Below are 21,559 nucleotides of genomic sequence, written 5' to 3'. Positions count from 1 at the left end.
CCGGAAGCTAAGCCTGCCAGCGCCAATGATACTGCCCAACCCGGGCGGAAAAGTAGGACACCGCCGAACACAAATTAGGATTACCCCCCACGATTGCGTGGGGGGTAATTCTATTTCACGACAATCGAATACGTATTCTCGCGGTATCGTCCATCGGGTAGAAAGGCATACGTGGCTGAGGACAGGAGAGGCGGCGACAATGGGCGCCGTCCGCAACGTTCGGCCCCGCGCAGTTCGGGCCCGAATCGGGCACGGCGGTCGCAGCCCAGACCCGACGGCGAGTCGCGTCAGCCCGCGGGCCCGCCGATACCCGAAGGCATCGAAGCCAGACAACTGGCACCCGATGTCCGCGGCGAGCTCACCACCTTGGACCGTCCCACCGCCGACTTCGTGGCCCGCCACCTGGTGGCCGTCGGCCAGCTCATCGACGAGGACCCGCAGGCGGCGCTCGAGCATGCCCGCGCCGCCCGGTCCCGTGCCGCCCGCATCCCCGCAGTGCGCGAAGCCGTCGGAATCGCCGCCTACCACTGCGGCGACTGGGCCCAAGCACTCGCCGAACTTCGTGCCGCACGGCGTATGGGCAGCAGGTCTTCACTGCTGGCAATGATCGCCGACTGCGAACGCGGCGTCGGACGCCCGGAGCGGGCGATCGAACTGGCCCGCAGTCCTGAGGCCGCACAACTCACCGGTGACGATGCCGACGAGTTGCGGATCGTCGTGGCCGGCGCCCGGTCGGATCTCGGCCAGCACGAGCAAGCTTTGGCGCTCCTTTCGACACCGCAACTGGATCCGGCGCGCACCGGACAAACCGCGGCCCGCCTGTTCTACGTCTACGCCGAAACCCTTCTCGCCTTGGGGCGCAACGAGGATGCGCTGCAGTGGTTCATCAAGGCTGCCGCCGCCGATGTCGACGGCGTCACCGATGCCGAAGAGCGCATCACGGAGCTGTCCTGACGTGAGCACTCTCGCGCGCGAACATGACTGCCTCCTAATGGATCTCGACGGCACCGTGTTCCGCGGTCACGAGGCCACCGTGGGCGCGGTCGAGACACTGGCCACCGTCACCGCGCGCACTCTCTACGTCACCAACAACGCGTCGCGGGAACCGGCCGAAGTCGCCCAGCACCTGCACGCGCTGGGTTTCGCCGCCACGCCCGAGGACGTCGTCACCAGCGCACAAAGTGCCGCGAAACTTCTGGCCGGCCAATTGCCGCCCGGCGCAATCGTTCTCGTCGTCGGCACCGACGCGTTGGCCGCCGAGATCAGCCGCGTCGGCCTCAAGCCCGTTCGGCAGTGGTCGGATGGACCGGTCGCCGTCGTTCAAGGCCACTCACCGATGACCGGTTGGCCCGACCTGGCCGAAGCATCCTTGGCGATCCGGGCCGGCGCGCTGTGGGTGGCGGCCAACGCCGACCTGACCCTGCCGTCCGAGCGGGGCCTGCTGCCCGGCAACGGCGCCATGGTCGCGGCCCTCCGCGCGGCCACCGATCGCGACCCGCAGGTGGCCGGTAAGCCCCAGCCCACCCTGCTCACCGACGCGTTGGCCCGCGGCACATTTCACACGCCGCTCGTGGTGGGCGACCGCCTCGACACCGACATCGCCGGTGCCAACGCGGCCGGACTGCTCAGCCTGCTGGTGCTCACCGGTGTCAGCACCGCCGGCGACCTCGTCCGAGCGGAGGCATCGCAGCGGCCGACCTATGTCGCCGCCGATCTACGGTCGCTCGATGCGCCGGCGGACACGCTGCGCATCGGGCCGCACCCGGCCTGGCGCATCGACATCGACACGTCTGCGGCGACGGTGTACTTCACCGGCCGCGAAACCGCCGACCCACTGTCGGTGGTGCGCGCCACCGCCGACGCGGTGTGGAAGGCCCGCCTCGACGGCCGCTCGGTGACCGTGGCCGCCGGTGACGACGCCGCACAGCAGGCCCTGCGGCGCTGGTCCCTGCTTGCCGAGCCGAATCGACTAGCGTGAAACCCGACATGAGTACCGATCCCGAACAGATCCGCGCACGGATCGTGGAGTTGCTGGCCGACCTGCCCGACCCCGCGCAAGAAGGCTCGGGTTTTGCGGACCTGGCCGACACCGACATCGAGGTCCTCGCGGCACGGCTGGAAGAGGCGCACGACATGCTCGTGCAGGCGCTCGAGTCGGTCGAGAAAGGCTGACCGCCGTGACGCGGCGCGCGCGAGTCGACGCCGAGCTGGTGCGACGTGGCCTGGCCCGGTCCCGCCAGCAGGCAGCCGAACTGATCGGTGCGGGACGGGTGAGCATCGACGGCATGCCGGCCGCCAAACCCGCGACCGCGGTCGCGGTCACGGCCAGCCTCACCGTGGAGGGCGCTGACGAACGCGCCTGGGTGTCACGCGGTGCGTACAAGCTGATGGGCGCGCTGGCCGCCTTCGACGTAGTGGTCGATGGCCGCCGCTGCCTGGACGCCGGCGCATCGACCGGAGGTTTCACCGAGGTGCTGCTCGACCGCGGCGCGCGCCAGGTGATCGCCGCCGACGTGGGCTATGGTCAGCTGGCCTGGATGCTGCGCACCGATCCCCGGGTGACGGTGATGGAACGCACGAACGTGCGCGAATTGGGCGCCGACGCGATCGGCGGGCCCGTCGACCTGGTGGTCGCCGACCTGTCCTTTATCTCGCTGTCCACAGTGCTGCCGGCGCTGACGTCGTGCGCATCACCCGACGCCGATATCGTTCCCATGGTGAAACCGCAGTTCGAGGTCGGTAAGGAGCGCGTCGGAGCGGGAGGCGTCGTCTCCGATCCGGACCTGCGCGCGGACGCCGTGCTCGCGGTGGCGGGCCGCGCCGCCGAACTGCGCTGGCACACGGTCGCAGTGAAAGCGAGCCCGCTGCCCGGCCCGTCCGGCAACGTCGAATACTTCTTGCACCTGCGTTACGGCGCCGACGGCGGGCTCCAAGGGCAGGAGCTTCTGCGCGCCGTGCGCACCGCGGTCGCGGAGGGTCCGCAATGAACGTTGAGCGCACCATCCTGATGGTGGTGCACACCGGTCGCGACGAAGCCAGCGACGTGGCCCGGCGAGTGCAGAAGGTGCTCGGCGACAACGGGATCGGGCTCAAAGTACTGTCAGCGGAAGCCGTCGACCGCGGCCCGGTTCACCTGTCGCCCGACGACAAGCGCGCGCTCGGGCCGGGGATCGAAGTGGTCGACGCCGAGGAACGTGCCGCCGAAGGCTGCGAACTCGTCCTCGTCCTCGGCGGTGACGGCACGTTCCTGCGCGCCGCGGAGCTGGCCCGTAACGTCGAAATCCCGGTGCTGGGAGTCAATCTCGGGCGCATCGGCTTTCTGGCAGAGGCAGAGGCCGACTCCATCGACACAGTGCTCGACCACGTCGTCAACCGCGACTACCGCGTCGAGGAGCGCATGACGCTCGATGTCGTGGTGCGCGTGGAGGGCAAGATCGTCGACCGGGGGTGGGCGCTCAACGAGGCCAGCCTCGAAAAGGGACCCCGGCTGGGCGTCTTGGGAGCCGTCCTCGAGGTCGACGGCCGGCCGGTGTCGTCGTTCGGCTGCGACGGTGTGCTGGTGGCGACACCGACCGGATCGACGGCCTGGGCGTTCTCGGCGGGCGGCCCGATTGTGTGGCCCGATCTCGAGGCGATCCTGGTGGTGCCCAACAACGCCCACGCGCTGTTCGCCCGGCCGATGGTCACCAGCCCCGACGCAGCCATCGCCATCGAGGTCGAGGCGAGGGGCCATGCCGCGTTGGTGTTCTGCGACGGCCGCCGCGAGATGGTCGTGCCCGCCGGGGGGCGGGTCGAGGTCACCCGGTGCGGAACCCCGGTGAAGTGGGTTCGGCTCGACAGCGCGCCGTTCACTGACCGCCTTGTGCGCAAGTTCCGGTTGCCGGTCACGGGGTGGCGCGGACAGTAGTGCTTTCCGAGATCCGTATCGAGTCACTGGGTGCGATCAGCACGGCGACCGCCGAGTTCGACCGCGGTCTGACGGTGTTGACCGGCGAGACCGGCACGGGCAAGACGATGGTGGTCACCGGCCTGCATCTACTGGGCGGCGCGCGCGCCGACGCCACCCGGGTGCGGTCCGGCGCCAACCGCGCGGTTGTCGAAGGTCGTTTCACGACAACAGAACTCGGTGATGGCATCCAGTCACTGGTCGACGAGATCCTCGACTCCTCGGGTGCTGAACGCGACGACGACGGCAGCGTGATCGCCGCCCGCTCGGTCAGCCGCGACGGCCCGTCGCGCGCCTACCTCGGCGGACGCAGCGTGCCGGCGAAGTCGCTGAGCAGCTTCACCACCGAACTGCTCACGCTGCACGGGCAGAACGATCAGCTGCGACTGATGCGGCCCGACGAACAGCGCGCGGCGCTGGACCGGTTCGCCGACGTCGATACGCCGCTGAAGCGGTACCGCAGGGCGCGCGACGACTGGCTGGCCGCGCGTCGAGATCTCCTCGACCGCAGACAGCGGGCACGGGAGTTGGCGCAGGAGGCCGACCGGCTCAAGTTCGGGCTCAATGAAATCGACGCGGTCGCACCGCAACCCGGCGAGGATGCCGCACTCGTCGACGACATTCGGCGGCTCTCCGAACTCGACGCGCTGCGTGAGGCGGCCCATGTCGCACGAGCGGCACTAGCCGGGCCGGACGACCCGTCACCCGACATCATCTCGGCGACTCATGGTGCCGCACAGGCGAAGTCGGCGTTGGAGGCGACCGGCGACACCGCGCTGACGGCGCTCGCCGAACAACTCTCCGAGGCGCTGGCCGTGATCGCCAGCGTCAGTAGCGAGTTGAGCACCTTTCTGTCCGGACTGCCCATCGACGCCAGCGCCTTGGAGGCCAAGCTGGCCCGCCAGGCCGAGCTGCGCACGCTCACCCGGAAATATGCCGCCGACATCGATGGCGTGCTCGACTGGGCCAATGAGTCGCGAGATCGGCTGGCACAACTCGACGTCTCGGAGGAGGCGCTGGCCGCACTGGACGCCCGCGTCGAGGAGCTGCGCAGCAAGGTCGTCTCGTCGGCGGCCGAACTGACCAGGGCCAGAACGAAAGCGGCGAAGGGTTTGGCGAAGGCGGTGACGGCCGAACTGGCGGGCTTGGCGATGGCCGACGCCGACTTCACGGTGACGGTGAGCGCGCTGTCAGCCAAGGCCGACGACTCCGCGCCGATGACCCTGCCGTCCGGGGACATCGTGCACGCAGGCCGCGACGGCGTCGACAACGTCGAGTTCGGATTCGCGGCGCACCGCGGCACCGACGTGTTGCCCCTGAACAAGAGCGCGTCGGGCGGTGAGCTCTCCCGGGTGATGTTGGCCCTCGAAGTGGTGCTGGCCTCCTCCGCCGAGGGCACCACGATGGTGTTCGACGAGGTCGACGCTGGGGTCGGCGGCCGCGCGGCGGTGCAGATCGGCCGCCGGCTGGCCCGGCTGGCCCGCACCCACCAGGTCATCGTCGTCACCCACCTGCCCCAGGTCGCCGCCTACGCCGACGTCCACCTCGTGGTCGACAGTGGCGGGAGGAATGGCGGCAAGAACCACGCCAGCGAGGTGCGCCGCCTCAACGAGGAGGACCGAGTCGCTGAGTTGGCGCGAATGCTGGCCGGCCTGGGGGAGTCGGACAGCGGCCGTGCCCATGCGCGAGAGCTGCTCGAGGCCGCGCAGACGGACCGTGCCGAGGCCGGTTAACGCCCCAGCACCGTGTCGACCAGGCGGCTGACGAAGTCGTCATCCGCCACATCGGATGTCGCCAGTCGCCGGTAGAACAGGGCACCCGACAACGCCGTCGCCGCTGCCTCCGGATCGACACGGCCCGGGAATTCGCCGCCCGCCACACCGACGGCAACCGTATCGGTCAAGCGCTGACGGCGGTGTGCCGAGTACTCATAGAAGAAGTCCCGCACCGCGGGCTCGCTTTGGGCGGCATGGACGAGGGCGGGAACGCAGGCCGACACTGCCGAGTCGGTCAACGCGGCGGCAAGGTGGCGCAGCAGTACCTCGACGCGCCGCCGCGCCGTCGCCGCCGGCTCATCGCCTCCCGGGTTGGGTTGCACGTTGAGCGTGTCGAGCGCATCGGCGATCAGGGCGGCTTTGTCGGGCCAATGGCGGTAGAGCGTGCTGCGGCCGACCCCGGCGCGGGCCGCGACCGACTCCATTCGAAAGCCCGCGTATCCAGCGTCGGCGAACTCGTCGAGGGCGGCGCGACAGATCACGCGGCGGGAGTGCTCAGCCCGCGGATCCCGGTGACTTTTCTGGGACATAGATGTATCATAACGCTCAGGAGGTGCACTGATGTCTAACGTAAGCGTTCGCTACATCGTCGACGATGTCGATGCTGCAGTGGACTTCTACACATCGCAGTTCCAGTTCGAGGTCGGCATGCGGCCAGGCCCGGGATTCGCCATGCTGCGCCGCGGGGCGTTGCGGCTACTGCTGAACTCCCCGGGCGGCGGAGGGGGTGCGGGTCAGACCCTCGAAGACGGCAGCCAACCGGCACCCGGCGGCTGGAACCGGATTCAGCTGCCGGTCAACCATCTTGACGACACCGTCGCTTCCCTGCGCGATGCCGGCGTCGAGCTGCGCGGTGAGGTCATCACCGGGCGAGGAGGCCGCCAGGCGCTGGTGCGAGACCCGTCGGGCAACCTCGTCGAGCTCTTCGAGGCCTACTCGTGACGCTGTTACTGATGTGACAAAAGGGACAGATGATACGGCGCGCCTCCGACAGATAGGGCGCTGATCTCGACAAAATCGGCGCATGAAGATGTCAGCGCTGCTATCTCGCAATGCCAGCTCACGGCCGGGCATCACCGGCACGGCCCGCGTCGACCGCGACATCGACCGGCTGCTGCGACGCGTCACGCCGGGCGACATCGTCGTGATCGACGCGCTGGATCTGGACCGGATCACCGCGGACGCGCTGGTCGAAGCGGGTGTCACCGGGGTGGTCAACGCCTCCCCGTCGATCTCAGGGCGGTACCCGAATCTGGGACCCGAGGTGCTGGTGGCCAACGGCATCACGCTGATCGACGACACCGGGCAGGAGGTCTTTAAGAAGGTCAAGGACGGCGCGCGGGTGCGGTTGCACGAAGGCGGCGTGTACAGCGGCGATCGTCGCCTGGTGGCGGGGGCCGAGCGGACCGATCACGAGATCCATGAGTTGATGCACGAGGCCAAGAGCGGCCTGGTGGCGCACCTCGAGGCGTTCGCAGGCAACACCATCGAGTTCATTCGCAGTGAGAGCCCGCTGCTGATCGACGGCATCGGAATTCCCGACGTCGACGTCGACCTCAACCGGCGTCACGTGGTGATCGTCGCCGAGGACGTCGACGCCGCCGTCGACCTCAAGGCACTCAAACCCTTCATCAAGGAGTACCAACCCGTGCTAGTCGGCGTCGGCACCGGCGCCGACGTGGTGCGCAAGGCCGGCTATCGCCCGGAACTCATCGTCGGCGACCCGGACAAGATGAGTGCAGAGGTGCTGCGGTGCGGGGCGCAGGTGGTGCTTCCCGCCGACGCCGACGGGCACGCCGCCGGGTTGGAGCGGATCCAGGACCTCGGTGTCGGAGCGATGACGTTCCCCGCGGCGGGCTCGGCGGCCGACCTGGCGTTGCTGCTGTGCGACCATCACGGCGCGTCGCTGATCGTCACCGCCGGCCACACCGCCAGCATCGAGGAGTTTTTCGACCGCGCCCGCCAGCAGAGCAATCCGTCGACTTTTCTGACGCGTTTGAAGGTGGGCGAGAAACTCGTCGACGCCAAAGCCGTTGCCACGCTGTACCGCAGTCGGGTGTCAGGCGGCGCGATCGCAATGCTGGTGCTCGCCATGCTGGTCGCGGTGATCGTCGCACTGTGGGTGGCGCGCGTCGACGCTGCGCTGCTGGACTGGATCGTCGATTACTGGAACCGCTTCTCGCTATGGGTCCAGGGCTGGGTCACCTAGGATGATTTCGCTACGCACACACGCGATTTCGCTCGCGGCGGTGTTTCTCGCCCTTGCAATCGGCGTTGCGCTGGGGTCCGGCTTGCTGTCGAACACCGTGCTGTCGGGTCTGCGCGACGACAAGCGGGGACTGCAGGAGCAGATCAACACGCTCACCGAGGAGAAGAACAGGCTCAACGAAAAGCTCAGCGCCGCTGATGAATTCGATGCGATGATGTCCCCGCGCATCGTGCGCGAGGCACTGGTCGACAAGTCGGTCGTGTTGTTCCGTACCCCCGATGCCGCCGACAACGACATCGACGCGGTGACGCGGCTCGTCGGCCAGGCGGGAGGGACCGTCACCGGCACCGTGGCGCTGACCCAGCAGTTCGTCGACGCCAACGCCGCCGAGAAGCTGTTGTCGGTGGTCAACTCGCCGATCGTGCCGGCCGGAAGGCAGTTGAGCACCGCGTCGGTGGACCAGGGTTCGCAGGCCGGCGACCTGCTGGGCATCGCGCTGCTGATCAACCGAGACCCGAAGGTGGCGGCCGTCGACGACACCCAGCGCGCCACAGTGCTCGCGAGCCTGCGCGATACCGGCTTCATCACCTACGGCGACCAGCAAGTCGGCGCGGCGAACACGGCGCTCGTCGTGACCGGCGGGGCACTGGGCGACGACGCCGGTAACCGGGGCGCCACCGTCGCCCGATTCGCCGGTGGGCTGGCGCCGCACGGATCGGGCACGGTGCTGGTGGGTCGCGACGGCTCGGCGGCGGGCACCGCGGCGGTCGCCGTGGCCCGCTCGGACTCCGCGTTGAGCTCCGCAGTGAGCACCGTCGATGACGTCGACAGTGCGTCCGGCCGCATCACCGCGGTGCTGGCGCTGGCCGACCTGGTCAACGGCGGCCGACCCGGCCAGTACGGCATCGGCCCGGGGTCGACATCGGTCACCGTCCCGCAATGATGTCGCGTCTCTGCGACGCTCCCTCCGCGCGCACGGCGCGCCAGCGACGGCTTGTCGGTGTCGGTGTTAGGGTGGGGTTCCGTGGGTCGGCAGGCCCCAAACTGGGAATCAGCCCAGAAATGTAAGCCCTGCCCGTCGTCACGGAGGTTGCTCTTGCCCGGTCAAGTGAAGCCGCTACGCAAGCACCCGCAAACGGCCACCAAGCACCTCTTCGTCACGGGCGGCGTCGTTTCCTCACTCGGCAAGGGGCTGACCGCTTCGAGTCTCGGGCAGCTGTTGACCGCGCGTGGCTTGCAGGTGACGATGCAAAAGCTCGACCCCTACCTCAACGTCGATCCCGGCACCATGAACCCGTTCCAGCACGGCGAGGTGTTCGTCACCGAGGACGGCGCCGAGACCGATCTGGATGTCGGGCACTACGAACGTTTCCTCGACCGCAATCTGTCCGGGTCGGCGAACGTCACGACCGGACAGGTGTATTCGTCGGTCATCGCCAAAGAACGCCGTGGCGAATACCTCGGCGACACCGTGCAGGTGATCCCGCACATCACCGACGAGATCAAGGCCCGCATCCTCGCGATGGCGGCGCCCGACGAGAGTGGTCGACGGCCCGACATCGTGATCACCGAGATCGGCGGCACGGTCGGCGACATCGAATCGCTGCCGTTCCTGGAGGCCGCGCGGCAGGTTCGTCACGAGGTCGGGCGGGAGAACTGTTTTTTTCTGCACTGCTCGCTGGTGCCGTACATGGCGCCGTCGGGCGAACTGAAGACCAAGCCGACGCAACATTCGGTGGCGGCGCTGCGCAGCATCGGTATCACGCCGGACGCGTTGATCCTGCGCTGCGACCGTGATGTACCCGAACCGCTGAAGAACAAGATCGCGCTGATGTGTGACGTCGACGTCGACGGCGTCATCTCAACCCCCGACGCGCCGTCGATCTATGACATCCCCAAGGTGCTGCACCGCGAGGAACTCGACGCGTACGTGGTGCGCCGGCTGAACCTGCCGTTCCGCGACGTCGATTGGACCCAGTGGAACGATCTTCTCCAGCGGGTGCACGAACCGCATGAAACCGTGCGAATCGCGTTGGTGGGCAAGTACATCGACTTGTCGGATGCCTACCTGTCGGTGGCCGAGGCGTTGCGTGCGGGCGGATTCAAGCACCGGGCCAAGGTCGAGATGCGCTGGGTCGCCTCCGACGACTGCGAGATCGACGGCGATGCGGCCGCCGCCCTCGCCGACGTGCACGGTGTGCTGATCCCCGGCGGCTTCGGCATCCGGGGCATCGAAGGCAAGATCGGCGCGATCCAGTACGCCCGTAAGCGCGGCCTGCCGGTGCTGGGACTGTGCTTGGGATTGCAGTGCATCGTGATCGAGGCGGCCCGCTCGGTCGGTATCAGCGAGGCCAACTCCGCAGAGTTCGACCCGGCGACCCCCGACCCGGTGATCTCCACCATGGCTGATCAACGCGACGCCGTCGCAGGCGACGCGGATCTCGGCGGCACCATGCGTCTCGGTGCGTATCCCGCTGTGCTGCAGCCGGATTCGATCGTGGCGCGGGCATACGACGCTACCGAGGTGTCCGAACGGCATCGTCACCGCTACGAGGTGAACAATCAATACCGCGACCGCATCGCCGAGAGCGGCCTGCGGTTCTCCGGTACGTCGCCGGACGGTCACCTCGTCGAGTTCGTGGAGTACTCGGCCGATGTGCATCCGTTCATCGTCGGCACCCAGGCGCACCCCGAACTGAAAAGCAGACCCACCCGACCGCATCCGTTGTTCGTCGCGTTCGTGGGGGCAGCGCTCGACTACAAGGCGGAGGAGCGACTTCCCGGCATGGACATCTCCGGGAAGCGGCCCAACGGCGTCGAACATGCCGACGAAGTCGGGGCCCTGCTGCAAGAGCCCGCGACCCGTGGCTGACCACGACTTCGAGACCGTCTCCTCCGAAACCCTGTACGTCGGAAACATCTTCGCGTTGCGCGCGGACGAGGTCCGCATGCCCGGCGGCCACACCGCCCGCCGTGAGGTGGTCGAACACTACGGCGCCGTCGCCGTTCTCGCGATGGACGACGACCGCAACATCGCGCTGGTCCACCAGTACCGGCACCCGCTGGGGCGGCGGTTGTGGGAACTGCCCGCCGGCCTGCTCGACCTCGGCGGTGAACCGCCCCACCTCACCGCCGCGCGGGAACTCGAGGAAGAGGCCGGTCTGTCGGCCACCGACTGGTGCGTGCTCGTCGACCTGATTTCCGCGCCGGGCTTCAGCGACGAAAGTGTGCGGGTGTATCTGGCCACCGGCCTCACCGACGTCGGGCGCCCCGACGGCCGAGATGAGGAAGCGGATCTGACGGTGCGGTGGTATCCGCTCGATGACGCGGTCCGCATGGTGCTGGCCGGGGAGATAGTCAATTCGCTTGCGGTGGGCGGTCTTTTGGCCGCGCACGCCATCAATGATCGGGCGGCGCTGCGGCCCGTCGACGCGCCGTGGCCCGATCGGCCGACGGCGTTCGGCCGCCGGAAAGGGCATCCGTGACCACCTTTGCGACCGCGCTCGACGGTCAGGTGCAGGGTTACCTTGACCACCTGACCATCGAACGCGGCGTGGCCGCAAACACGTTGAGTTCCTACCGTCGCGACCTGCGCCGCTACACCGAACACCTGACCGCGCGCGGTATCGACGACCTGACCAATGTCGCCGAGACCGATGTCAGCGAGTTCCTGGTCGCGCTGCGGCGCGGCGACGCCGGGGCTGGCACCGCACCGCTGTCGGCGGTTTCGGCGGCGCGCGCGCTGATCGCGGTGCGGGGACTACACCGCTTCGCGGCCGCTGAAGGGCTCACCGATCTCAACGTCGCGTCGGCGGTCAAACCTCCGACGCCGAGCAGGCGGCTGCCCAAGAGCCTGACTGTCGACGAGGTGCTGGCGCTGCTCGAGGGTGCGGGCGGTGACAGCGAGGCCGACAACCCGCTGACGCTGCGCAACCGGGCGCTGCTGGAACTGCTGTACTCGACGGGGGCCAGGATCTCCGAGGCGGTCGGACTCGACATCGACGACGTCGACACCCACGCGCGGTCGGTGCTGCTGCGCGGCAAGGGCGGCAAACATCGGCTGGTCCCGGTCGGCAGACCCGCCGTCACCGCGCTGGATGCCTTTTTCGTGCGGGGGCGTCCCGATCTGGCGCGCCGTGGCCGGGGTACGCCCGCGATCTTTCTCAACGCCAGGGGCGGACGGCTGTCACGGCAGAGCGCGTGGCAGGTCTTGCAGGACGCCGCCGAGCGGGCCGGCATCAGCGCCGCAGTGTCGCCGCACGTGTTGCGCCACTCCTTCGCGACGCATTTGCTCGACGGCGGCGCCGACGTCCGCGTCGTGCAGGAGCTGCTCGGCCATGCGTCGGTCACGACCACGCAGATCTACACCATGGTGACGGTCAACGCGCTGCGCGAGGTCTGGGCCGGCGCCCACCCCCGGGCGCGGTAGTCAGCGGGAGCAGACGCAAACTGCCTCGAAAATGGCGTATTTCGGGGCAATTTACGTCTGCTCGCCTCGGAAAACCGACTCGAGCACCAGATCGGCCAGCAGCGTCTGGTACTCGGCGTGCGTCTTGTGCTCGACGGTGTCGAACAGCTTGCCCTGCTGCCGGCGCATGTACTCCCGATACTTCGGCGCCCCCGGGATCTTCACGTTGTCGGCCACCACGATCGAGCCGCGGTGCAGCCAGTCCCGGTCGAGCATGCTCTGCAGGTCGGGGAGGTAGGCGTCCTTGTCGTGGTCGAGGAACAGCACGTCGAGCTTGCCCGGACCGAAGCCGTGCTCGGCGGCCAGCGCGTCGAGGGTGCGGCCGCCGTCGCCGATGGTGCCGACCACGCAGGTGATGCGGTCGGCTACCCCGGCGTGGGCCCAGATGCCGCGGGCGATCTCGGCGTTGGCTTCGGCAAGTTCGACCGAGAAGACCCGCGCCGAGGGCGCCGCCCGGGCCAGCCGTAGCGCGCCGTATCCGCAGTAGGTACCGAGCTCGAGCACCAGGCGCGGGTCCGCGCGCCGGACCGCAGCGTCGAGGATCGCGCCTTTCTCGTCGCCGACGTTGATCAGGAACGACTTCTCGTAGGCGTACTGGTCGATCTTGGCGATGACGTCGTCGATGTCGCCCTGCCTCGCGTTGGCCAGCACATAGTCGCGAGCTGCCGCTTCCCGGCCGTCGCCGATCTGGCCGCTGGTGAGGATGTTGCGGGCGCCCACTGCCATCCGCAGGACCGACCACCGCAGCAGCGGCATGCGTTGCTTGAGACCCATGGCGTCACCTTAAGCCGCGAGGCGGCCCGATCGGCTCCGAAGTTGCCCGCGGGTCTGGCTGACCTGGCACGTTCCTCCCGTTAAACTTGCCCGGATGTCCGCCATGTCTCTGAATTGCCTGACCAGCGACGGTCGGGCATGAGCGACGACGGAACGCAGGGCGGCACGCCCGAAACACCCAGCTTGACCGGCCGTCCCCCGCGGGACATTCCCGAACCGCAGCCGAAGACCGCCCATGGTCCGGCCAAGGTCATCGCGATGTGCAACCAGAAGGGCGGGGTCGGCAAGACCACGTCGACGATCAACCTGGGCGCCAGCCTCGCCGAGTACGGCCGCCGGGTGCTGCTGGTGGACCTCGACCCGCAGGGCGCGCTGTCGGCGGGGCTGGGGGTGCCGCACTACGAACTCGAGCACACGGTGCACAACCTGCTGGTCGAACCGCGGGTGTCGATCGACGACGTGCTGATCAAGACCCGGGTCAAGAACTTGGATCTGGTGCCGAGCAACATCGACCTGTCGGCAGCGGAGATCCAGTTGGTCAACGAGGTCGGCCGCGAGCAGTCGCTGGCCCGCGCGCTGTACCCGGTGCTGGACCGCTACGACTACGTGCTGATCGATTGCCAGCCCTCGCTGGGGCTGCTCACCGTGAACGGCCTGGCGTGCAGCGACGGTGTGATCATCCCGACCGAGTGCGAGTTCTTCTCGCTGCGCGGGCTGGCGCTGCTCACCGACACCGTCGACAAGGTGCACGACAGGCTGAACCCGAAGCTGTCCATCAGCGGCATCCTGATCACCCGCTACGACCCGCGCACCGTAAACTCCCGGGAAGTGATGGCCCGAGTTGTGGAGCGCTTCGGCGACTTGGTGTTCGATACCGTCATCACCCGCACCGTACGCTTCCCCGAGACCAGCGTCGCCGGTGAACCGATCACCACCTGGGCACCGAAATCCGCTGGGGCGCAGGGGTATCGATCGTTGGCTCGCGAGGTCATCGACCGGTTCGGCGCGTGAATGACCCGGTGACGGAGACCGGACCAGCGGCAAACCCGGATTCCGTCGAGTCTTCGCCGTCCGGATTCCAGGTTCGGCTCAGCAATTTCGAGGGTCCGTTCGACCTGCTGCTGCAGTTGATCTTCGCGCACCGCCTCGACGTCACCGAGGTGGCGTTGCACCGGGTGACCGACGACTTCATCGCCTATACCAAGGCCATCGGCCCCCAGTTGGAACTCGACGAGACGACCGCGTTCCTGGTGATCGCGGCGACGCTGCTCGATTTGAAAGCCGCCCGGCTGCTGCCCGCCGGCGAGGTGCACGACGAAGAGGACCTCGCCCTGCTCGAGGTGCGCGACCTGCTGTTCGCCCGGCTGCTGCAATACCGCGCCTTCAAGCACGTGGCGGAGATGTTCGCCGAGTTGGAGGCCGCGGCGCTGCGCAGCTATCCGCGCTCAGTCGCGTTGGATGACCGCTACTCCGAACTGTTGCCTGAGGTGATGATCGGCGTCGACGCACAGGCCTTCGCGCAGATTGCCGCGACCGCGTTCACGCCCAGGCCGGTGCCGACAGTGAGCACCGACCATCTGCATCACGCGGCGGTGTCGGTGCCAGAGCAGATCGGTAACCTAATGGCACTGCTGGAGAGCCGCGGGATCGGCCGGTGGGCGTCCTTCCGGGATCTGGTGGCCGACTGTGAGGCGCCGATCGAGATCGTCGGGCGGTTTCTGGCGCTGCTCGAGCTCTACCGCGCCCGGGCGGTAGCATTCGAACAACCTGAACCGCTTGGTGTGCTGCAGATTTCGTGGACCGGTGAGCGGCCGACGCACCAGCATCTGGCGGTGGAAGAAGAACAGTATGGATAGGGAAGACCCCGACAACCTCCACGAGGCCACGACGGACCTCGACCACGAGGGCATCGTGACCGATTCCGGCCTGGGCATCGACGTCGCCGAGCCGCCCGAGATGGAGGACTCGGAACTGGGCGCGGTGCTCGAGGCGCTGCTGCTGGTGGTCGACACCCCGGCGACCGTCGAGCAACTCGCCTCGGTGGTCGAGCAGCCGCCGTACCGGGTGGCGGCCAAGCTGTCCGCGATGGCGCAGGAGTTCGCCGACCGCGGCAGTGGCATCGACCTGCGCGAGGCAGGCGGTGGCTGGCGCATGTACACGCGGTCGCGCTACGCGCCGTACGTGGAGCGACTGCTGCTCGACGGGGCCCGCTCCAAGCTGACCCGGGCGGCGCTGGAGACGCTGGCCGTGGTCGCCTATCGGCAGCCGGTGACCCGCGCCCGGGTGAGCGCGGTGCGGGGCGTCAACGTCGACGCGGTGATGCGCACGCTGATGGCGCGCGGCCTGATCACCGAGGCGGGCACCGATCCCGACTCCGGCGCAGTGACGTTCGCGACGACCGAGTTGTTCCTCGAGCGGCTGGGGCTGTCGTCGCTGGCCGATCTGCCCGACATCGCACCGCTGTTGCCCGACGTCGACGTGATCGACGACCTCAGTGAAACCCTCGACGAGGACCCGCGTTTCGTCAAACTCAGCGGTGCCCCGGCGCCCGAGCAGCCGCTGTCCTTCGATGTGGACACCGATACGAATGGCTGAATCCGACGGCGTGCGGCTGCAGAAAGTGTTGTCGCAGGCCGGAATAGCGTCGCGCCGGGTGGCCGAGAAGATGATCAGGGACGGCCGCGTCGAGGTCGACGACCGCGTCGTCACCGAGCTGGGCACCCGCGTCGATCCGGCGGTGTCGGTGATCCGGGTCGACGGGGCGCGGGTGACGCTCGACGACACGCTGGTGCACCTGGCGATCAACAAACCCAAGGGCATGCATTCGACGATGTCCGACGACCGGGGCAGGCCGTGCATCGGCGATCTGGTCGAGCACCGGGTCCGGGGAAACAAGAAGCTGTTTCACGTCGGCCGGCTCGATGCCGACACCGAGGGGTTGATGTTGCTGACCAACGACGGCGAGCTGGCTCACCGGCTGATGCACCCGTCGTTCGAGGTGCCCAAGACGTACCTGGCCACCGTGCTGGGCACGGTGCCGCGCGGGTTGGGCCGCGAGCTGCGAAACGGTGTCGAACTCGACGACGGTCCCGCCCGCGTCGACGATTTCGCGGTGGTCGACAAGGTTCCCGGCAAGACGCTGGTCCGGGTGACCTTGCACGAGGGTCGCAAGCGGATCGTGCGACGGATGCTCGCGGCGGTCGGCTATCCGGTGCAGGAGCTGGTGCGGACCGAGATCGGCACGGTCGCGTTGGGCGATCAGCGGCCGGGCAGCATCCGGGTACTGACGCAAAAGGAGCTCGGCGAGTTGTACAAGGCGGTCGGCCTGTGACGGATCTGGTGGTCGCCGTCGACGGGCCGGCCGGAACCGGAAAGTCAACGGTGTCACGGGGATTGGCGCGTGCGTTGCACGCGCGTTTCCTCGACACCGGCGCGATGTACCGGATCGTCACGCTGGCGGTGCTGCGCGCGGGCGTCGACGTGGTGGACGCTGATGCGGTCGCCGCGACCGCCGCGGCCGCCGAGCTGGCTGTCGGGTACGACCCCGATGAGGACTGTTCTTACCTTGACGGAGAAGACGTTTCGACGGAGATCCGCGGCGACGCGGTGACGAAGGCCGTCTCGGCGGTTTCCGCGGTGCCCGCGGTGCGCACCCGGCTTGTCGATGTGCAGCGTGCGCTGGCCGCAGGTGAGGGCAGCGTGGTGGTCGAGGGCCGCGACATCGGCACGGTGGTGCTGCCGGATGCGGACGTCAAGATTTTCCTGACCGCGTCGGCAGAAGAGCGCGCGCGGCGGCGCAACGAGCAGAACAAAGTGGCCGGCCTGGCCGACGACTACGAGGCGGTGCTGGCCGACGTCAAGCGGCGGGACCATCTGGATTCGACGCGGGCGGTGTCACCGCTGCGACCCGCCGACGATGCGGTGGTGGTCGACACCAGCACGATGACGCAACCTGAGGTGATCGAGCACTTGAAGCGGCTCGTGTTGGAGCGAGCGGGAGCGCAGCGATGAGTGAGGACGGCACCTGGTCCGACGAAACCGATTGGGAGCGTTGGGCGCAGGATTCAGAACAAGACATCGCCGAAGCCATCGAAGAGGCTGCTGCACCGCCGCCGGTGGTCGCCGTCGTCGGGCGGCCGAACGTCGGCAAGTCGACGTTGGTGAACCGGATCCTGGGCCGTCGCGAGGCCGTCGTGCAGGACGTGCCGGGGGTTACCCGGGATCGGGTGTCCTATGACGCGCTGTGGTCGGGCCGACGCTTCGTCTTGCAGGACACCGGAGGCTGGGAGCCCGACGCGAAAGGCCTGCAGCAGTTGGTGGCCGAGCAGGCGTCGGTTGCGATGCGTACCGCCGACGCGATCATCTTTGTGGTCGACGCGGTGGTCGGCGCGACCACCGCCGACGAGGCGGCCGCCAAACTGCTGCAACGCTCGGGTAAGCCGGTGTTCCTCGCGGCCAACAAAGTCGACAGTGAACGGGGCGAGGCCGACGCCGCTGCGCTGTGGTCGTTGGGACTCGGAGAGCCGCATCCGATCAGCGCGATGCACGGCCGCGGGGTGGCCGACCTGCTCGACAGTGTGGTCGACTCGCTGCCGGCGGTCTCGGAGATGGCCGCAGGCGGGGGTGGCCCGCGCCGAGTTGCGTTGGTGGGCAAGCCGAATGTGGGCAAGAGCTCGCTGCTGAACCGGCTCGCCGGCGACGAGCGGTCGGTAGTCCACGACGTCGCTGGCACCACGGTCGATCCGGTCGACTCGCTGATCGAAATGGAAGGCAAGCTCTGGCGGTTCGTCGACACCGCGGGATTGCGCCGCAAGGTCGGCCAAGCCAGCGGGCATGAGTTCTACGCGTCGGTGCGAACGCACGGCGCGATCGATGCCGCCGAGGTGGCGATCGTGTTGATCGACGCGTCGCAGCCGCTGACCGAGCAGGACCAGCGGGTGTTGTCGATGGTGATCGAGGCGGGCCGGGCACTGGTGCTGGCCTTCAACAAGTGGGATCTCGTCGACGAGGACCGTCGCTACCTACTGGACCGCGAGATCGACCGCGAACTCGTACAACTGCAGTGGGCGCCGCGGGTCAACATCTCGGCCAAGACGGGGCGGGCGGTGCAGAAACTGGTGCCCGCGCTGGAGAAGTCCCTGGAGTCGTGGGACACCCGGGTGCCGACGGGGCGGCTGAACACGTTCCTCAAGGAGGTCGTCGCGGCGCACCCACCGCCGGTCCGCGGCGGCAAGCAGCCGCGAATCCTGTTCGCCACCCAGGCGACCGCCCGACCGCCGACGTTCGTGCTGTTCACATCCGGGTTCCTCGAGGCCGGGTACCGGCGGTTCCTGGAGCGACGGCTGCGCGAGACGTTCGGCTTCGAAGGCAGCCCGATCCGCGTCAACGTCCGCGTGCGGGAGAAGCGGGGGTCTCGCTCACGGTGATTCTTACGGTGATTTGTGGAGTTTGAGCGGCGATAGGCGCCGCTGCCGCTCCACAAATCGCGGCGACTAGCGTTCCTCTGGTGCCCGTCGTCGACATGGTCGTGATCGCGTTGGCCGGCCTCGGAGCGGGCGCAATCAACACGCTCGTGGGCTCCGGCACGTTGATCACGTTCCCGACCCTGGTCGCGCTGGGATATCCACCGGTCACGTCGACCATGTCGAACGCCATCGGCCTGGTGGCCGGTGGGGTGTCGGGAACCTGGGGTTACCGCCGCGAATTGCGGGGCCAGTGGAAACGCCTCGCCTGGCAGATCCCGGCATCGTTCGTGGGTGCCGGGGTGGGGGCGTGGCTGCTGCTGCACCTGCCGGAGACGGTGTTCGCCCAGGTGGTGCCGGTGCTGCTGGTCCTGGCGCTGGTTCTGGTGGTGGTCGGTCCGCGGGTCCAGGGGTATGCGCGACGCCGAGCCGAAGCGGCCGGACAATCCGCCGAACACGTCTCGCGGTCGCGGTTGGCGGCGGTCGTCGTCGCGACGTTCGCCATCGGGATCTACGGCGGCTATTTCACCGCGGCGCAGGGCATCATGCTCATCGCCGCGATGGGCGCACTGCTGCCCGAGGACATGCAGCGAATGAACGCCGCCAAGAACCTGCTGTCACTGGTGGTCAACGTGGTGGCGGCGGTGGCGTACACGGTGGTCGCGTTCGACCGGGTCAGCTGGCCGGCGGCGGGCCTGATCGCAGCAGGTTCGTTGATCGGCGGCTTCCTCGGTGCGCACTACGGACGTCGACTTTCCCCCAACGCGTTGCGGGCGGTGATCTTGGTCGTGGGAATGATCGGGCTGTATCGATTGCTGACCGTCTAGACGAGTTAGGTAAGGTTACGCCGAACCATTTGACCAGAGAGGGGAGCCGGGTGGCCGAACGCCGATTCCGCACCGCGCCGTCTGCCCTCTGCGCGCTGGAGCCGTTCTGGCCCTCGCGACGGGTCATCGCCTTCGACGAGTGGTGTCGCGCGCGCATCTGATCCGCGCCCACTGTCCGTCTGGTCGCCCTCAGCCCGGTGACCACTTCCGAAAGCAGCCGAACGTATGCGTTCGCTTCTCATCTTCACGCTCGTCGGGGTCGGCGCCCAGTTGGTCGACGGCGCCCTGGGCATGGCGTTCGGCGTCACCGCTTCGACGCTGCTGGTACTCAGCGGTCTCGGCGCGGCCCAGGCCAGCGCCGCCGTGCACCTGGCCGAGGTCGGCACCACGTTGGCTTCCGGGTTGTCGCATTGGCGGTTCAAGAACATCGATTGGCCGATCGTGTTGAAGCTGGGCGGGCCTGGTGCCATCGGCGCGTTCGCCGGCGCGACGGTGCTGTCCTCGCTGTCGACGGAGCACGCGGCACCGCTGATGGCGGGCATCCTGGTGGTGATCGGGATCTACGTGCTGCTGCGCTTCTCGCTGCGTCACCCCCCGGTGCTGCGCCACGGTGAGACGCCGCATTCGGCCAAGTTCCTCAGTCCGCTTGGGTTGTTCGGCGGGTTCATCGACGCCTCCGGTGGCGGCGGGTGGGGCCCGGTGACGACGAGCACGCTGCTGTCGCGGGGCAAGACCGCGCCGCGGACGGTGATCGGTTCAGTGAGTGCCTCGGAATTCCTGGTCGCGGCGTCGGCCTCGCTGGGTTTCGGTATCGGTCTGCGCGAGGAGTTCGTCGAGAACCTGCCGGTGGTCCTCGGACTCGCGGTCGGTGGTGTCATCGCGGCGCCGTTCGCGGCCTGGCTGGTCAGCCGGATCCGGCCGGCGTTGCTGGGCACGGCCGTCGGCGGGGTCATCGTGCTGACCAACAGCCAGAAGCTGGTGCACTACTTCGGTATTCACTGGCCGTGGTCGACGGCCGTTTACAGCTTGATCGTCATCGCTTGGGCCACGGCGCTTTACGTGGCGTGGCGGTATCGGCGGGCACCACAACCGGTGCCGGTGGGGGCCGAGGCGGCGACCACCGCCAGCGTTGGCCCCTAGATCGCGGCCAGGATGCGGCGGTTGGGACCGCGGCATTGGGCTGCGGTAGGCTTTCGCCCTGCCGCCGGCGATCCTGGCGGCGTCGCGGGCTGTGGCGCAGTTTGGTAGCGCACTACACTGGGGGTGTAGGGGTCGCAGGTTCAAATCCTGTCAGCCCGACTAGTAAACCGCCTGGTCACAGGAGGTTTTCTGTTTAAGTACGGTTTAGTCCGCATAAGTCTTCGCAGGGTGCGGTCTGGTGCGGTGATTGACGAACATGCATGGGCTCGGTGCGGCCCGGGTGTCGGCGATCTTGCGCAAGCTCCAGAGAGACTCATATGGCCTACATGGCAGGGCAGCTGGCCTTCTTGGCGATGGTCGTAGCGCTGATCGGAGGGGCGATCTGGGCGGTGTGGGTAATGCGCAAGCCGCGTCCGCCGCTTGAGGACAACGACGACGACGAGTGGTGACCCGATTCGCCTCGGCGCGGTCGTCGAGGGGAACGTCGCGATCAAGGCCAGGCGGTTCACACGTTGCTCGAGAACGTCACGACGGCGAAATGTGCGCCGGAACTGGCTGAGGAGGGGAGTGATGATCGAGTACACGCTCGCCCAAGGTGGTGCCGCGCCCTGGATCGGCCCAGCTGTCCGCGCAGCCGTGTTCGCCGCCGCGGGTGTGGCGTTGTTCGTCGTCGGTGTCAGCCGCCGCCTCGCGCGAACTCGTTGGAACCGTGATGATGACCGTCGCCTACTGCATCCGGACGGGCTGACGTCGGGTGAACATCGCTCACCGTCCCCACCGTCCGGCGGAACGTGGCTCATCGCCGCCGGCGCGGTGCTTGTGATCCTCGGGCTCCTGCACATCCTCGACCTCGTCGCGACCCTCCATGAGTCCGGAATCGTCTGACGGGCATGCCCGGCGGGTCTTTCCGTCAAGATCGCCTACAAACGCAACCTGGTCGTCTCCGGTACACGGGTTG

At 68.1% G+C, this 21,559-nt stretch carries 24 protein-coding genes and 1 tRNA gene; 23 read left to right on the top strand and 2 right to left on the bottom strand.

Translation table 11 applies throughout. From position 1 onward, the window contains the following. Positions 1–171 precede the first annotated feature (171 nt). From AU187_RS04925 to recN, 6 genes are read left to right on the top strand one after another with little or no spacing between them, the layout of a single operon-like run. Positions 172–954, top strand: coding sequence for a tetratricopeptide repeat protein (locus tag AU187_RS04925; RefSeq protein WP_082683784.1), 783 nt, complete (start codon positions 172–174; stop codon positions 952–954). 1 nt (position 955) lies between these two features. After that, a complete protein-coding gene (locus AU187_RS04920; protein ID WP_059098650.1) occupies positions 956–1,978 on the top strand; it encodes an HAD-IIA family hydrolase in 1,023 nt (340 codons plus the stop codon). A gap of 8 nt (positions 1,979–1,986) precedes the next feature. Then, entirely contained in the window at positions 1,987–2,172 is a 186-nt protein-coding gene (locus AU187_RS04915) for a hypothetical protein (protein WP_059098670.1), read from the top strand. 5 nt (positions 2,173–2,177) lie between these two features. Continuing rightward, positions 2,178–2,987 carry a TlyA family RNA methyltransferase gene (locus AU187_RS04910; protein WP_059098649.1) on the top strand — a complete coding sequence of 270 codons (810 nt, stop codon included), beginning with the start codon at positions 2,178–2,180 and terminating at the stop codon, positions 2,985–2,987. After that, positions 2,984–3,907: an NAD kinase gene (locus tag AU187_RS04905; protein ID WP_059098648.1), complete on the top strand. Its 924-nt coding sequence runs from the start codon at positions 2,984–2,986 to the stop codon at positions 3,905–3,907. The genes AU187_RS04910 and AU187_RS04905 overlap by 4 nt, the downstream gene beginning before the upstream one ends. Beyond that, complete coding sequence (recN, locus tag AU187_RS04900) at positions 3,907–5,679, top strand: DNA repair protein RecN (protein WP_059098647.1); 1,773 nt, start codon at positions 3,907–3,909, stop codon at positions 5,677–5,679. Before AU187_RS04905 ends, recN begins: the two co-directional genes overlap by 1 nt. Here the strand turns inward: recN and AU187_RS04895 are convergent. After that, entirely contained in the window at positions 5,676–6,251 is a 576-nt protein-coding gene (locus tag AU187_RS04895) for a TetR/AcrR family transcriptional regulator (protein WP_059098646.1), read from the bottom strand. The two genes, recN and AU187_RS04895, sit on opposite strands and share 4 nt — an antisense overlap. Positions 6,252–6,282: 31 nt before the next feature. Between AU187_RS04895 and AU187_RS04890 the strand changes: the two genes are divergently transcribed. From AU187_RS04890 to xerD, 6 genes are all read left to right on the top strand, one after another. Beyond that, positions 6,283–6,663 carry a VOC family protein gene (locus tag AU187_RS04890; protein WP_059098645.1) on the top strand — a complete coding sequence of 127 codons (381 nt, stop codon included), beginning with the start codon at positions 6,283–6,285 and terminating at the stop codon, positions 6,661–6,663. 82 nt (positions 6,664–6,745) lie between these two features. Continuing rightward, positions 6,746–7,930 (top strand): putative cytokinetic ring protein SteA, encoded by a 1,185-nt coding sequence (gene steA, locus AU187_RS04885; RefSeq protein ID WP_059098644.1) that lies wholly within the window; start codon positions 6,746–6,748, stop codon positions 7,928–7,930. A gap of 1 nt (position 7,931) precedes the next feature. Then, positions 7,932–8,873 (top strand): copper transporter, encoded by a 942-nt coding sequence (locus AU187_RS04880; protein WP_059098643.1) that lies wholly within the window; start codon positions 7,932–7,934, stop codon positions 8,871–8,873. 165 nt (positions 8,874–9,038) lie between these two features. Beyond that, entirely contained in the window at positions 9,039–10,802 is a 1,764-nt protein-coding gene (pyrG, locus tag AU187_RS04875; RefSeq protein ID WP_059098642.1) for a CTP synthase, read from the top strand. Further along, positions 10,795–11,415 carry an NUDIX domain-containing protein gene (locus AU187_RS04870; protein ID WP_059098641.1) on the top strand — a complete coding sequence of 207 codons (621 nt, stop codon included), beginning with the start codon at positions 10,795–10,797 and terminating at the stop codon, positions 11,413–11,415. The genes pyrG and AU187_RS04870 overlap by 8 nt, the downstream gene beginning before the upstream one ends. Next, positions 11,412–12,359 (top strand): site-specific tyrosine recombinase XerD, encoded by a 948-nt coding sequence (gene xerD / locus AU187_RS04865; RefSeq protein ID WP_059098640.1) that lies wholly within the window; start codon positions 11,412–11,414, stop codon positions 12,357–12,359. Before AU187_RS04870 ends, xerD begins: the two co-directional genes overlap by 4 nt. A gap of 51 nt (positions 12,360–12,410) precedes the next feature. Here the strand turns inward: xerD and AU187_RS04860 are convergent, their stop codons facing one another. Beyond that, complete coding sequence (locus AU187_RS04860) at positions 12,411–13,172, bottom strand: O-methyltransferase (protein ID WP_059098639.1); 762 nt, start codon at positions 13,170–13,172, stop codon at positions 12,411–12,413. A 138-nt stretch (positions 13,173–13,310) separates the two neighbouring features. Here AU187_RS04860 and AU187_RS04855 point away from each other — a divergent pair, with 138 nt between their 5' ends. The 11 genes from AU187_RS04855 (at position 13,311) to AU187_RS04810 (ending at position 21,486) form a co-directional block, all read left to right on the top strand. Beyond that, the gene (locus AU187_RS04855; RefSeq protein WP_059098638.1) at positions 13,311–14,183 is read left to right on the top strand and encodes a ParA family protein; all 873 of its coding nucleotides are present in this window, start codon (positions 13,311–13,313) and stop codon (positions 14,181–14,183) included. Positions 14,184–14,191: 8 nt separating this feature from the next. Next, positions 14,192–15,028 carry a segregation/condensation protein A gene (locus AU187_RS04850; RefSeq protein ID WP_156425435.1) on the top strand — a complete coding sequence of 279 codons (837 nt, stop codon included), beginning with the start codon at positions 14,192–14,194 and terminating at the stop codon, positions 15,026–15,028. A 100-nt stretch (positions 15,029–15,128) separates the two neighbouring features. After that, positions 15,129–15,767, top strand: coding sequence for an SMC-Scp complex subunit ScpB (gene scpB, locus AU187_RS04845; RefSeq protein ID WP_059098669.1), 639 nt, complete (start codon positions 15,129–15,131; stop codon positions 15,765–15,767). Further along, entirely contained in the window at positions 15,760–16,503 is a 744-nt protein-coding gene (locus AU187_RS04840) for a pseudouridine synthase (RefSeq protein WP_059098636.1), read from the top strand. Before scpB ends, AU187_RS04840 begins: the two co-directional genes overlap by 8 nt. Next, a complete protein-coding gene (cmk, locus tag AU187_RS04835; RefSeq protein ID WP_059166301.1) occupies positions 16,500–17,183 on the top strand; it encodes a (d)CMP kinase in 684 nt (227 codons plus the stop codon). Before AU187_RS04840 ends, cmk begins: the two co-directional genes overlap by 4 nt. Beyond that, positions 17,180–18,598, top strand: a complete 1,419-nt coding sequence (gene der, locus AU187_RS04830) for a ribosome biogenesis GTPase Der (protein ID WP_059098634.1) — start codon at positions 17,180–17,182, stop codon at positions 18,596–18,598. Before cmk ends, der begins: the two co-directional genes overlap by 4 nt. Positions 18,599–18,693: 95 nt before the next feature. After that, positions 18,694–19,461, top strand: a complete 768-nt coding sequence (locus AU187_RS04825; protein WP_059098633.1) for a sulfite exporter TauE/SafE family protein — start codon at positions 18,694–18,696, stop codon at positions 19,459–19,461. Between the two features lie 225 nt (positions 19,462–19,686). After that, positions 19,687–20,601 carry a sulfite exporter TauE/SafE family protein gene (locus tag AU187_RS04820; RefSeq protein ID WP_059098632.1) on the top strand — a complete coding sequence of 305 codons (915 nt, stop codon included), beginning with the start codon at positions 19,687–19,689 and terminating at the stop codon, positions 20,599–20,601. 85 nt (positions 20,602–20,686) lie between these two features. Further along, a tRNA-Pro gene (locus AU187_RS04815) sits at positions 20,687–20,760 on the top strand. A 158-nt stretch (positions 20,761–20,918) separates the two neighbouring features. Further along, positions 20,919–21,050, top strand: coding sequence for a hypothetical protein (locus AU187_RS25870; RefSeq protein WP_286131862.1), 132 nt, complete (start codon positions 20,919–20,921; stop codon positions 21,048–21,050). Positions 21,051–21,171: 121 nt separating this feature from the next. Next, positions 21,172–21,486 (top strand): hypothetical protein, encoded by a 315-nt coding sequence (locus AU187_RS04810; RefSeq protein ID WP_059098631.1) that lies wholly within the window; start codon positions 21,172–21,174, stop codon positions 21,484–21,486. Positions 21,487–21,559: the final 73 nt, after the last annotated feature.

Origin of the sequence: Mycobacterium sp. IS-1556 (genome assembly GCF_001499985.1) — a bacterium.
Lineage (GTDB): Bacteria > Actinomycetota > Actinomycetes > Mycobacteriales > Mycobacteriaceae > Mycobacterium.
The sequence above is the reverse complement of the archived record's forward strand: the minus strand, read 5'-3'. Positions and strand labels throughout refer to the sequence as shown.